Source organism: Pseudomonas sp. B21-012, assembly GCF_024749305.1.
In the GTDB taxonomy this organism is placed as follows: Bacteria; Pseudomonadota; Gammaproteobacteria; order Pseudomonadales; family Pseudomonadaceae; genus Aquipseudomonas.
In genome coordinates, this window is sequence record NZ_CP087197.1 from 1218635 (window position 1) to 1231156 (window position 12522).

At 62.9% G+C, this 12522-nt stretch carries 13 protein-coding genes; 9 read left to right on the plus strand and 4 right to left on the minus strand.

Features of this window, described 5'->3' with window-relative positions; all coding sequences use genetic code 11:
* The first annotated feature begins 54 nt into the window (after positions 1–54).
* Positions 55–522 (plus strand): VUT family protein, encoded by a 468-nt coding sequence (locus tag LOY37_RS05515; RefSeq protein ID WP_045196541.1) that lies wholly within the window; start codon positions 55–57, stop codon positions 520–522.
* An 88-nt stretch (positions 523–610) separates the two neighbouring features.
* Positions 611–1792, plus strand: a complete 1182-nt coding sequence (gene purT / locus LOY37_RS05520) for a formate-dependent phosphoribosylglycinamide formyltransferase (RefSeq protein ID WP_258716441.1) — start codon at positions 611–613, stop codon at positions 1790–1792.
* Between the two features lie 59 nt (positions 1793–1851).
* On the opposite strand, the gene LOY37_RS05525 is transcribed toward purT, so the two are convergent.
* The 3 genes from LOY37_RS05525 to LOY37_RS05535 all read right to left on the minus strand — a co-directional run bounded on the left by LOY37_RS05525 (position 1852) and on the right by LOY37_RS05535 (position 5464).
* On the minus strand, positions 1852–3156 hold the full coding sequence (locus tag LOY37_RS05525; RefSeq protein WP_093386854.1) for an MFS transporter: 1305 nt from the start codon (positions 3154–3156) through the stop codon (positions 1852–1854).
* Between the two features lie 267 nt (positions 3157–3423).
* Entirely contained in the window at positions 3424–4638 is a 1215-nt protein-coding gene (locus LOY37_RS05530) for a transporter associated domain-containing protein (protein ID WP_093386849.1), read from the minus strand.
* A gap of 13 nt (positions 4639–4651) precedes the next feature.
* Complete coding sequence (locus tag LOY37_RS05535; RefSeq protein WP_408980690.1) at positions 4652–5464, minus strand: inner membrane protein YpjD; 813 nt, start codon at positions 5462–5464, stop codon at positions 4652–4654.
* A gap of 196 nt (positions 5465–5660) precedes the next feature.
* On the opposite strand from LOY37_RS05535, the gene ffh reads away from it, so the two are divergent.
* The 6 genes from ffh to LOY37_RS05565 all read left to right on the plus strand — a co-directional run bounded on the left by ffh (position 5661) and on the right by LOY37_RS05565 (position 9722).
* On the plus strand, positions 5661–7037 hold the full coding sequence (ffh, locus tag LOY37_RS05540; protein ID WP_038996825.1) for a signal recognition particle protein: 1377 nt from the start codon (positions 5661–5663) through the stop codon (positions 7035–7037).
* A 238-nt stretch (positions 7038–7275) separates the two neighbouring features.
* Positions 7276–7527 (plus strand): 30S ribosomal protein S16, encoded by a 252-nt coding sequence (rpsP, locus tag LOY37_RS05545; RefSeq protein WP_028942918.1) that lies wholly within the window; start codon positions 7276–7278, stop codon positions 7525–7527.
* 5 nt (positions 7528–7532) lie between these two features.
* Complete coding sequence (rimM, locus tag LOY37_RS05550; RefSeq protein ID WP_093386845.1) at positions 7533–8069, plus strand: ribosome maturation factor RimM; 537 nt, start codon at positions 7533–7535, stop codon at positions 8067–8069.
* 3 nt (positions 8070–8072) lie between these two features.
* A complete protein-coding gene (trmD, locus tag LOY37_RS05555; protein WP_045196554.1) occupies positions 8073–8825 on the plus strand; it encodes a tRNA (guanosine(37)-N1)-methyltransferase TrmD in 753 nt (250 codons plus the stop codon).
* A gap of 43 nt (positions 8826–8868) precedes the next feature.
* Positions 8869–9219 carry a 50S ribosomal protein L19 gene (rplS, locus tag LOY37_RS05560; protein WP_038996821.1) on the plus strand — a complete coding sequence of 117 codons (351 nt, stop codon included), beginning with the start codon at positions 8869–8871 and terminating at the stop codon, positions 9217–9219.
* 95 nt (positions 9220–9314) lie between these two features.
* On the plus strand, positions 9315–9722 hold the full coding sequence (locus LOY37_RS05565) for an acyl-CoA thioesterase (RefSeq protein WP_045196557.1): 408 nt from the start codon (positions 9315–9317) through the stop codon (positions 9720–9722).
* Here LOY37_RS05565 and LOY37_RS05570 read toward each other — a convergent pair whose 3' ends face one another.
* Positions 9723–11528: a sodium:proton antiporter gene (locus tag LOY37_RS05570; protein WP_258716443.1), complete on the minus strand. Its 1806-nt coding sequence runs from the start codon at positions 11526–11528 to the stop codon at positions 9723–9725.
* Positions 11529–11604: 76 nt separating this feature from the next.
* Between LOY37_RS05570 and xerD the strand changes: the two genes are divergently transcribed.
* The gene (gene xerD, locus LOY37_RS05575) at positions 11605–12501 is read left to right on the plus strand and encodes a site-specific tyrosine recombinase XerD (protein WP_258609718.1); all 897 of its coding nucleotides are present in this window, start codon (positions 11605–11607) and stop codon (positions 12499–12501) included.
* The last annotated feature ends 21 nt before the right edge of the window (positions 12502–12522 follow it).

Sequence of the window (12522 nt, forward strand, 5' to 3'; positions counted from 1 at the left end):
TGGCCGCCGGCAAGCGCTGCAGTACCCTGTAGCGCTTACCCAGCGGTCGATCCCATGTTCTTTCTGATTGCCTATATCAGCAGCGTAGTGCTGATCAACTACGCCTTCTCCAGTGCCCCGCACCTGGACGTCATCTGGTCCGCCTGGGGCGGGCTGGTGTTCATCCTGCGCGACATGGTCCAGACCCGCTTCGGCCACGGTGCGCTGGTGGCCATGCTGGCGGCCCTGGTGCTGTCCTATATCACCTCGGAGCCGGCCATCGCCCTGGCCAGCGCCACCGCCTTCGCGGTGTCCGAGCTGATCGACTGGCTGGTGTTCACCATCACCAAGCGGCCGCTGCACGATCGCCTGTGGCTGAGTTCGGCGCTGAGCATCCCGATCGACACCTTTATCTTCTTCGGCATGATCGGCGCCCTGACCCCGGCCGTGGTCGGCACCGCCATGGCCTCGAAATTCGCCGGGGTTACCGTGGTCTGGCTGGCCATGGCCTGGCGCGCGCGCAAGCGGGTGGTCACTGGCTGAGCGCGGTTCATGTAAAATGGCGCTCCTTTTCACCGGGTTGCACCGAGTACGGGGCGGCCCAGGATGTTCTTCCCTCTGAGGACCTGAAATGACCCGTATCGGAACCCCATTGTCGCCGACCGCGACCCGCGTACTGCTCTGTGGCTGCGGCGAGCTGGGCAAGGAAGTGGTGATCGAGCTGCAACGCCTGGGCGTTGAAGTGATTGCCGTGGACCGTTACGCCAATGCCCCGGCCATGCAGGTGGCCCATCGGAGCCACGTGATCAACATGCTCGACGGCGCCGCCCTGCGGGCAGTGATCGAGGCCGAGAAGCCGCACTACATCGTCCCGGAAATCGAAGCCATCGCCACCGCGACCCTGGTCGAGCTGGAAAACGAAGGTTTCACCGTGGTGCCGACCGCCCGCGCCGCGCAATTGACCATGAACCGCGAAGGCATCCGTCGCCTGGCCGCCGAAGAGCTCGACCTGCCGACCTCGCCGTACCATTTCGCCGACACCTTCGAGGAATACGCCAAGGCCGTCGACGACCTCGGCTTTCCGTGCGTGGTCAAGCCGGTGATGAGTTCGTCGGGCAAGGGCCAGAGCCTGCTGCGCAGCGCTGACGACGTGCAAAAGGCCTGGGACTATGCCCAGGAAGGCGGGCGTGCCGGCAAGGGCCGGGTGATCATCGAAGGCTTTATTGATTTCGACTACGAAATCACCCTGCTGACCGTTCGTCATGTCGGCGGCACCACCTTCTGCGCGCCGGTCGGCCACCGTCAGGAGAAGGGCGATTACCAGGAATCCTGGCAGCCGCAGGCGATGAGCCCGGTGGCCCTGGCTGAATCCGAGCGGGTGGCCAAAGCGGTGACCGAGGCGCTGGGCGGCCGCGGCCTGTTCGGTGTCGAGCTGTTCGTCAAAGGCGACCAGGTGTGGTTCAGCGAAGTCTCGCCACGCCCGCATGACACCGGCCTGGTGACCCTGATTTCCCAGGACCTGTCGCAGTTCGCCCTGCATGCGCGGGCGATCCTGGGCTTGCCGATCCCGCTGATCCGTCAGTTCGGCCCGTCGGCGTCGGCAGTGATCCTGGTGGAAGGCCAGTCGCAGCAGACCGCCTTCGCCAACCTCGGCGCCGCCCTGAGCGAGCCGGATACCGCCATTCGCCTGTTCGGCAAGCCTGAGGTCAACGGCCAGCGGCGCATGGGCGTGTGCCTGGCCCGCGACGAGTCGATCGAAGCCGCCCGGGCCAAGGCCAACCGTGCTTCGCAGGCGGTCAAGGTAGAGTTCTAAGCAATCGCGGGGCAAGCCCGCTCCTACACCGGTAGGAGCGGGCTTGCCCCGCGATGATTTTACAGCTCCGAGTGGCGCGTCTCTTTCAGGCACAACACCGCAATCAGGCTCAGCACAGCTGCCGCCGAGACATAGCCGCCGACCCAGCTCAAACCGCCCATGGCCACCAGCTTCTGGGCAAAGAACGGTGCCGCCGAGGCGCCGACGATCCCGCCCAGGTTGTAGGCTGCCGACGCCCCGGTGTAACGCACGTGAGTGGGGAACAGCTCAGGCAGCAAGGCGCCCATCGGCGCAAAGGTCACGCCCATCAAAAACAGCTCGATGGCCAGGAACAGCGCCACCCCCGTGGTCGAACCCGAGGTCAGCAGCGGCTCCATGGTAAAGCCCGAGGCAATGGCCAGCACAGCGCCGACAATCAGCACCGGCTTGCGCCCGTAACGGTCGCTGAGCCAGGCCGACAGTGGCGTGGCCAGGGCCATGAACAGCACCGCGAAGCACAGCAGGCCGAGGAAGGTCTCGCGACTGTAACCCAAGGTCGAGACGCCATAGCTGAGCGAGAACACCGTCGAGATGTAAAACAGCGCATAGCACACCACCATGGCCGCCGCGCCCAGCAGGGTGGGGGCCCAGTACTGGGCGAAGAGCTCGACCACCGGCATCTTCACCCGCTCGTGACGGGCCACGGCCTTGGCGAACACTGGGGTTTCTTCGAGCTTCAGGCGCACATACAGGCCGACCATCACCAGCACGGCGCTGAGCAGGAACGGAATGCGCCAGCCCCAACTGCGGAATTGCTCATCGGTCAGCAGCATGGCCAGGGTCAGGAACAGGCCGTTGGCCGCCAGAAAACCGATCGAAGGGCCTAGCTGCGGGAACATGCCGAACCAGGCGCGCTTGCCCTTGGGCGCGTTCTCGGTGGCCAGCAACGCCGCGCCGCCCCATTCACCGCCAAGTCCAAGCCCCTGGCCGAAGCGCAACACGCAAAGCAGGATCGGCGCCCAGGCGCCAATGCTGTCATAGCCAGGCAGCACGCCAATCAAGGTGGTACACACGCCCATCAGCAGCAAGGATGCGACCAGGGTCGATTTACGGCCGATACGGTCGCCAAAGTGACCGAACAGCGCCGAACCCAGGGGGCGGGCCAGGAAGGCGATGCCGAAAGTAAGGAACGCCGAGAGCATCTGCGCGGTGCCGGAGGTCTGCGGGAAGAACACCGGGCCGATCACCAGCGCCGCCGCGGTGGCGTACACGTAGAAGTCGTAGAACTCGATGGCGGTGCCGATGAAGCTGGCGGTGGCAACCCGTGCCGGCGAGTTGCCGGGGCTGGCCTGGGCGGTTTCGGGGTAGGTGCTGCTGGTCGTCATGCGATTATCCCTGTCAGTCGAGAGCTCCATGGGCATCGCCGCCGGCCGGGTACGAACAGGCAGGCACGGGCGTGCGCCGAAGCGAATTGTTATGGTCGCGTGACGAAACATACGCCCGTTGGGGATGGGGGCGGGCGCGGGCAAGGCTCGGGGTGTGAGCCAGTACCGCTGGTGCGCGCAATGTTCAGTCAGGCTGACTGGCCGTGTGACGCCGGTGCGGGTAGCGGGCGAGACGGCTGGGGCTGGGTAAGCGTGTGGCCAGTATAGCTAGCGCTTGAGCGTCCAGACCAGTATGCGGCTGGCACAATTGTCCTCGGTTTCGAGGATTTCCAGGCGATAACGGCCGATTTTTAGGCACACGGCGCTTGCCGGGATGCTTTCCAGGGCTTCGGTGACCAGGCCGTTGAGGGTCTTCGGCCCGTCGCTGGGCAGGTGCCAGCCCAGGGTGCGGTTGAGCTCGCGGATCGACACGTTGCCTTCGATGACAAAGCGCCCGTCGGCCTGGGGGTGGATATGCGGGTTGTCGAGGCTGTGTTCGTCTTCGAACTCGCCGACGATTTCTTCGAGGATGTCTTCCAGGGTAACGATGCCCAGTACTTCACCGTATTCGTCGACCACCACGCCCAGGCGCCGCTGCTGTTTGTGGAAATTCAGCAATTGCAGCTGCAACGGGGTGCTTTCCGGCACGAAATAGGGTTCGTAGCAGGCCGCCTGCAGGGTTTCGCGGGTCAGTTCGGCCTTGGGCAGCAGGTGGCTGATCAGCTTGGTATTGAGGATCGCCTCCACCTGGTTGATATCGCTGTGGTAGACCGGCAGGCGGGTGTGGCGGCTGATGATCAACTGCTCGATGATTGCCTCGATCGGCTCGTCGAGGTTGATGCCGTCGACATCGTTGCGCGGCACGAGGATGTCGTTGACGGTGATTTTGTCCAGCGCCAGCAGGCTTTCCGGCAGGTTCAGGCGCTGGTCGGCATCCGGCTCGTCGGCGGCGTAGCTGTCGCTGTCGTCGTTGTCGTGCAGCGCTACCGCATGGCTTTGCACCCGGAACGGGCGCAGCAGCACCCGCGCGCAGCCATCCAGCAGCCAGGCTACCGGCTGCAGCAGTTTGAGCGGCACTTTAAGCAAGCTGTTGCCCAGGCCGATGAAGGCCTGCGGATTGCGCCTGGCCAGTTGTCGCGGCAGGTATTCGGCGACGATCAAAAGCACGGCGGCGGCGCCCAGGCCCGCCAGCCAGAAACCGTGCTCGCCGCTGTAGCGCTGGCCCATCAGGCAGGCCAGGGCCAATACCAGCAGCTTGCCCAGGGTCGAGCACAGCACCAGGGCCTGAGGGGTTACGGCAAGTTCGGGGTGCTCGCCGGTCTGCGGGTTGCGCCGGCCACCGTTGAGCTGCTGCTGGGCGGCGTCCACCGCAGTGAACAGCGCCGACCACAGCAGTGCCAGTGCCAATACGCCGAGTAGCGGTCCTAACGGCAGAGCGTCCATTTACCTGTGCCCGTCAGATATGCAGGATGAATTCGCGTACCAGCTTGCTGCCGAAATAGGCCAGCATCAGCAGGCAGAAGCCGGCCAGGGTCCAGCGGATCGCCTTGTGCCCGCGCCAGCCGAGGCGGGTGCGGCCCCACAGCAATACGCTGAAGACGATCCAGGCCAGGCACGCCAGCAGGGTTTTATGCACCAGGTGCTGGGCGAACAGGTTGTCGAGGAACAGCCAGCCGGACAGCAGTGACAGCGACAGCAGGCCCCAGCCGGCCCAGAGGAAGCCGAACAGCAGGCTTTCCATGGTTTGCAGCGGCGGGAAGTTCTTGATCAGCCCGGAGGGGTGCTTGTGCTTGAGCTGGTGATCCTGCAACAGCAGCAGCAGGGACTGCACCACGGCGATGGTGAACATGCCATAGGCCAGGATCGACAGCAGGATATGCGCGAGGATGCCCGGCTCTTCGTTGATCAGCGGCACCGTGCCCGACGGCGCGAACTGGGCGATCAGTGCCGTGGCCATGCCCAGCGGGAACAGCAACAGCAGCAGGTTCTCCACCGGGATGCGCAGGCAGGCCAGCAGGGTCAGGGCGATCACCGCGGTGGCGATCAGGCTGGCGGCGCTGAAGAAGTCCAGGCTCAGGCCCAGGGGCGTGAGCAGTTGCCAGAACAGCGCAGTGCCCTGGGCAATGACCGCCAGCGCGCCAAGCAGGCCGAGCAGGCGTTTGTCGGCCTTGGAGCCCTGGGCCAGGCGTGAGCCTTGATAGAAGGTCGCGGCGGCATACAGGCAGGCGGCGATGAGATTGGGTAGCAAGCTGGGTGACAAGGGGAGCATAAGTCCTGTTAGGCAAGCCCGAAAGGGACTGAGTTTGGCATAGATCGCGCCCGCCTAGGAAGACTGCCAGCCGACGGCATGGTGTGCGCTGGGCCAAGTCTTCGTTATAATCGCCGGCCTGCCCCTGCCCAAGGCCGGCCGAATACGCCAGAGGCAGCTGATAAACCTCGGTTCTACAGAGCCCGAAAGGATCACCATGTTTGAAAACCTGACCGACCGTCTGTCACAGACGCTGCGCCATGTCACCGGCAAGGCCAAGCTGACCGAAGACAACATCAAAGACACCCTGCGTGAAGTGCGCATGGCGTTGCTCGAGGCTGACGTCGCCCTGCCGGTGGTCAAGGATTTCGTCAACAAGGTCAAGGAGCGTGCGGTCGGCACCGAGGTGTCGCGCAGCCTGACCCCGGGCCAGGCGTTCGTGAAGATCGTCCAGGCCGAGCTCGAAGGCCTGATGGGCGCCGCCAACGAAGACCTGGCGCTCAACGCCGCACCGCCTGCGGTGGTGCTGATGGCCGGTCTGCAGGGCGCGGGCAAGACCACCACCGCCGGCAAGCTGGCGCGCTTCCTCAAAGAGCGCAAGAAAAAGACCGTGATGGTGGTCTCGGCCGACGTCTACCGTCCGGCGGCGATCAAGCAGCTGGAAACCCTGGCGGGCGACATCGGCGTGACCTTCTTCCCGTCGGATATCAGCCAGAAGCCGGTGGCCATCGCTGAGGCGGCGATCCGCGAAGCCAAGCTCAAGTTCATCGACGTGGTCATCGTCGACACCGCCGGCCGTCTGCACATCGACGCCGAAATGATGACCGAGATCAAGGACCTGCACGCTGCGGTCAAGCCGATCGAGACGTTGTTCGTGGTCGACGCCATGACCGGCCAGGACGCCGCCAATACGGCCAAGGCGTTCGGCGATGCGCTGCCGCTGACCGGGGTGATCCTCACCAAGGTCGACGGTGACGCCCGTGGCGGTGCCGCGCTGTCGGTGCGCGCCATTACCGGCAAGCCGATCAAGTTCATCGGTATGGGCGAGAAAAGCGACGCGCTCGAGCCGTTCCACCCCGACCGTATCGCTTCGCGCATCCTGGGCATGGGCGACGTGCTCAGCCTGATCGAGCAGGCCGAACAGACCCTCGACAAGGACAAGGCCGACAAACTGGCCAAGAAGCTGAAGAAGGGCAAGGGCTTCGACCTCGAAGACTTCCGCGACCAGCTGCAACAAATGAAGAACATGGGTGGCCTGGGCGGCCTGATGGACAAGCTGCCGAGCATCGGCGGCGTCAACCTGGCCCAGATGGGCAGCGCCCAGGGCGCCGCCGAGAAGCAGTTCAAGCAGATGGAAGCGATCATCAACTCGATGACCCCGGCCGAGCGCCGCGACCCTGAGCTGATCAGCGGTTCGCGCAAACGCCGTATCGCCCTTGGTTCCGGCACCCAGGTGCAGGACATCGGCCGTCTGATCAAGCAGCACAAGCAGATGCAGAAGATGATGAAGAAGTTTTCTGCCAAAGGCGGCATGGCCAAGATGATGCGCGGCCTGGGTGGCATGATGCCCGGCGGCGGCATGCCCAAACTGTAACCCTATTCGCATCGGCGGCCTGGAAACGGGCCGACGATCGGACTCCCGCCCCGGCGGGAACAACGCAGCCTTTATATAGAGGCTGTACGAAGCGCAGATCTGCAGGCTGTCCTTTTTACCTGGCGTAAAAAGGCATTTGCAAAAGTCCGTGTATTCCTTGAGAATATGCGGCCTTTCGGGCACCCGTGTGCCCGCTGTGCATTATGATTTGCAGCACCGACTACAGGAACGATGTTCAATGCTAACCATCCGTCTTGCCCGTGGTGGCTCTAAAAAGCGCCCATTCTACACCCTGACCGTGACCGACTCGCGTAACCCGGTTACCGGTTCGCACATCGAGCAGGTTGGTTTCTTCAACCCTATCGCTCGTGGCCAGGAAGTTCGCCTGTCCGTTAAACAAGACCGCGTTGCTCACTGGCTGAGCGTTGGCGCACAGCCATCCGAGCGCGTTGCAAAACTGCTGAAAGATGCTGCTAAGGCTGCTGCCTGAATAGTATGAGCGCGACGCCAGAAAAAGCTGATGACCTGATCGTCGTTGGCAAGATTTTTTCGGTTCACGGCGTTCGCGGCGAGGTAAAGGTCTTTTCCTTTACCGATCCGATTGAAAACCTGTTGGATTACCGTAACTGGACGCTTCGGCACGAAGGGAAGGTAAAACAGGTCGAGCTGGTCAGTGGCCGTTCCACTCAAAAGGACCTGGTCGCCAAGCTCAAAGGCCTCGACGATCGTGATGAAGCCCGTCTTCTGAGCGGTTATGAGATTTGTATCTCGCGTAGCCTTTTGCCCAACCTGTCTGCCGACGAGTACTACTGGTACCAGTTGGTGGGTCTGAAAGTCATCAATCAGGACGAACAGCTGTTCGGCACGATTGATCACCTGTTGGAGACCGGCGCGAACGATGTAATGGTGGTCAAGCCCTGCGCGGGCAGCCTGGATGATCGAGAACGCCTGTTGCCCTATACCGAGCAATGCGTGTTGAAGATCGACCTGGTTGCAGGCGAAATGAGGGTCGAATGGGACGCGGACTTCTAAGCAATGGCCAGCCTGCGCGTAGACGTCATCACGCTGTTCCCCGAGATGTTCTCGGCCATCAGTGAGTACGGCATTACCAGCCGCGCGGTGAAACAGGGGTTGTTGCAACTGACCTGCTGGAACCCGCGGGACTACACCACAGATCGTCACCATACGGTAGATGATCGGCCGTTTGGCGGTGGTCCGGGCATGGTGATGAAGATCAAGCCTCTGGAAGACGCCCTGGTGAATGCCAGGCAGGCAACCGGAGAGGCGGCAAAGGTGATTTACCTGAGCCCACAAGGCCGCAAGCTGACTCAGTCGGCGGTCAAAGACCTGGCGAAGCACGAATCGTTGATTCTGATAGCCGGTCGATATGAAGGCATCGACGAGCGCTTTATTGAAGCTCATGTCGATGAAGAGTGGTCGATTGGAGACTATGTCCTGTCTGGCGGCGAGCTGCCGGCGATGGTCCTGATCGATGCGGTTACACGACTGCTGCCTGGAGCTTTAGGGCATGCGGACTCGGCGCAGGAAGATTCCTTCACCGATGGTCTGCTTGATTGCCCGCACTACACCCGACCTGAGGTGTATGCGGATCAGCGTGTTCCCGACGTGTTGCTTAGTGGCAACCATGCACACATCCGGCGATGGCGTTTACAGCAGTCCCTTGGGCGGACCTATGAACGACGCGTCGATCTTCTGGAAAGTCGCTCACTTTCTGGAGAAGAGAAGAAGCTGCTGGCGGAATACCTCCGTGAGCGGGACGATAGTTAACGTATCGATGGTAAATCCAGCTGATTTACCTTAGGAGCACAGCATGACCAACAAAATCATTCTTGCACTCGAAGCAGAGCAGATGACCAAAGAGATCCCGACCTTTGCCCCGGGCGACACCATCGTCGTTCAGGTGAAAGTGAAGGAAGGCGATCGTTCGCGTCTGCAGGCTTTCGAAGGCGTTGTCATCGCCAAGCGTAACCGTGGTGTGAACAGTGCTTTCACTGTTCGCAAGATCTCCAACGGTGTTGGCGTTGAGCGTACTTTCCAGACCTACAGCCCGCAAATCGACAGCCTGGCCGTGAAACGTCGTGGTGACGTGCGTAAAGCCAAGCTGTACTACCTGCGCGACCTGTCCGGTAAAGCCGCTCGCATCAAGGAAAAACTGTCCTGAGGACAGCTTGACCGGTGGCTACGGCCACCATGCGAAAAAAGCAGCCTTCGGGCTGCTTTTTTGTTGTCTGAAATTTGTCGTCCAATGTGAAGCCCATGACCTCCAGAGAGCAGGAAATCGAGCGCCGCACCGAACTGTCGGTGACCCGCGTGACCAAGGCGGTATTCCCGTCCACCACCAACCACCACAACACCCTGTTCGGCGGCACCGCGCTGGCCTGGATGGACGAAGTCTCGTTCATTGCTGCCACGCGTTTCTGCCGCTTGCCGCTGGTAACGGTGTCGACCGACCGTATCGACTTCAAGCACCCGATTGCCGCCGGCTCCATCGTCGAGCTGGTCGGGCGGGTGGCGACAGTGGGTAACACCAGCCTCAAGGTCGAGGTCGAAGTGTTTGTCGAAAGCATGAGCTGCGACAGTCGCGAAAAGGCCATCCATGGCCTGTTCAGCTTTGTCGCCATCGATGAAGACAAGCGCCCGGTGCCGGTATTGCCCGGGTTCTGATCATTCTGTAGGAGCGGGCTGAATCAACGCCACCAGTGTCCACCCAGGCCCGGGCTTGAGCAGGCTGTCGGGCCCGAACACATGCACCCAGCCACTGCCATCGCGGGCAAACAACGGGTTGGCCCGCTCGCCATGCAGCGCCTGGTAGTCCGCCCAGCCGAATGCCTCGGTCAGGTGCGTGCTGTACAGCTCGGCGCCATTGTTCAGCAATCCGGCCAACTGCCCGTAGGTCAGCGGCTGGCTTCCCAGTGTCTGCCCGCGGTGCTCATCGCTGGCCCGATGCTTGTCGCTGCGCTTGGCCTCAAGGCCACTGGCCAGGACAAACAGCCGCTGCGTGCCAAAGTCGTGGCGAAAGCGCGTGCAGGCCAGGGTGTTGAGCTCACCTGCCGGTGACAACCCGAGCAAATGCCCCAGGCCTACCAGGTCCAGGTGGGCATCGGCATGCTGCGAGGCGGGGTGGCCGAAGTAGGTTGGCAAGCCTTCCATGCGTGCCGCGCGGATGTTCTCCCAGCTAGAGTCGGCCAGCAGCACCCGGCAATCGAGCTGTTGCAAAGCCTTGGCCACAGCGCGGGCCGGCGGGTTGGCGCCGACGATCAAAAAACCGCTGGGGGCAGGTTCGGCAACCTTGAGCAGGCGCGCCAAGGGCCGCGAAGTGGCGCTCTGCAGCACCACGGTGCCGATGATCACCGCGAAGGTCAATGGCACCAGCAGCAGTGCGCCTTCATGCCCGGCTTCATCCAGGCGGATGGCAAAGATCGCCGACACCGCCGCGGCAACGATGCCGCGCGGGGCGATCCAGGCCAGCAGGGCGCGTTCGCGCCAGTTCAATTGCGAGCCGAAGGTCGACAGCGCGACGTTAAGCGGCCGGGCCACGAACTGAATGATCAGCAGCAGGGCCAGCACCGCTGGGCCCAGGCCGATCAAGGCATTGAGGTCCAGGCGCGCGGCCAGGAGGATGAACAGCCCGGAGATCAGCAGCACGCTGAGGTTCTCCTTGAAGTGCAGGATCTGCCGGACATCCACGCCCTTCATGTTGGCCAGCCACATACCCATGAGGGTGACCGCCAGCAGCCCCGACTCATGCATCACCTGGTTGGCACCAATGAAAATCCCCAGCACCGCCGCCAGCGACGCCAGGTTGTGCAAATACTCCGGCAGCCATTGGTGACGCATCACCTGGCCGAGCAGCCAGCCGCCGGCCACGCCGAACGCGCTGCCGCAGACAATCACCCCGGTAAAGGTCACCAGGCTGTGGCTTAGGCCGTCGCCGGCGGCGCTGGCGATGATGAAGCTGTAGACCACCACCGCCAGCAGCGCGCCAATCGGGTCGATAACGATGCCTTCCCAGCGCAGGATGTTGGCGATCGTTGCCTTGGGCCGTACCACTCGAAGCATCGGCACGATCACCGTCGGCCCGGTCACCAGGGTCAGGGTGCCGAACAAGGTTGCCAGCAGCCAGTCGAAGCCCAGCAGCCAGTGGGTGGCCAGGGTGATTACCAGCCAGGTCGACAGCGCGCCGAGGGTGACCATGCGCTGCACCACGCTGCCGATGTCTTTCCACTGCGACAGGTGCAGGGTCAGGCTGCCTTCGAACAGGATCAGCGCCACCGCCAGCGACACCAGCGGCATCAGCAATGGGCCGAACAGCTCCTGTGGGTCGAGCCAGCCGAGCAACGGGCCGGCGAGGATGCCGCTGAGCAGCAGGAAAAGGATCGCCGGCAGCTTCAGGCGCCAGGCCAGCCATTGGCAGCACAGCGCTGCCAGACCTATCCCGCCAAATGCCAGCAATATCTGTTGTTCGTTCATTCGGGCTCCCTATGCCGGCAGTGTTATGGAAGACTAGCGGCAATTCGTCGTTTTCGTCGCTTGCCGCAGAGTTGTCATGCCCGCTATTGAACATCCGCTTATCGATCAGTTCCTGGACGCCCTGTGGCTGGAGAAGGGCCTGGCCGACAACACCCGCGATTCCTACCGCAGCGACCTGGCGCTGTTCAACGGCTGGCTCACGGAGCAGGGCGTCGAGCTGCCCAATGCCGGGCGCGAACTGATCCTCGATCACCTGGCCTGGCGCCTGGAGCAGGGCTACAAGCCACGCTCGACCGCGCGTTTTCTCTCCGGGGTGCGAGGCTTCTATCGCTACCTGCTGCGGGAAAAACTGATCGGCATTGACCCGACCCTGCAGGTGGAAATGCCGCAACTGGGGCGGCCATTGCCCAAATCCCTGTCGGAAGCCGACGTCGAAGCCTTGCTGCAGGCACCGGACCTGAGCGAGCCGATCGGCCAGCGCGACCGCGCCATGCTTGAAGTGCTGTACGCCTGTGGCTTGCGTGTCACCGAGCTGGTGAGCCTGACCCTCGATCAGGTCAACCTGCGCCAGGGCGTGCTGCGGGTGATGGGCAAGGGCAGCAAGGAGCGCCTGGTGCCCATGGGTGAAGAGGCGGTGGTGTGGATTGAGCGCTACCTGCGTGACGGCCGTAACGAACTGCTCGGCGGGCGTCCCAGCGATGTATTGTTCCCCAGCCTGCGCGGCGAGCAGATGACCCGCCAGACCTTCTGGCACCGCATCAAGCACCAGGCGCTGGTGGCCGGTATCGACAAGAGCCTGTCGCCGCACACCCTGCGCCATGCCTTCGCCACTCACCTGCTCAACCACGGCGCCGACTTGCGCGTGGTGCAGATGCTGCTCGGCCACAGCGACCTGTCGACCACCCAGATCTACACCCATGTGGCCCGCGCGCGGCTGCAGGAACTGCATGCCCGGCATCACCCGCGCGGCTGAGCGCTGATCGAACATTGCGTG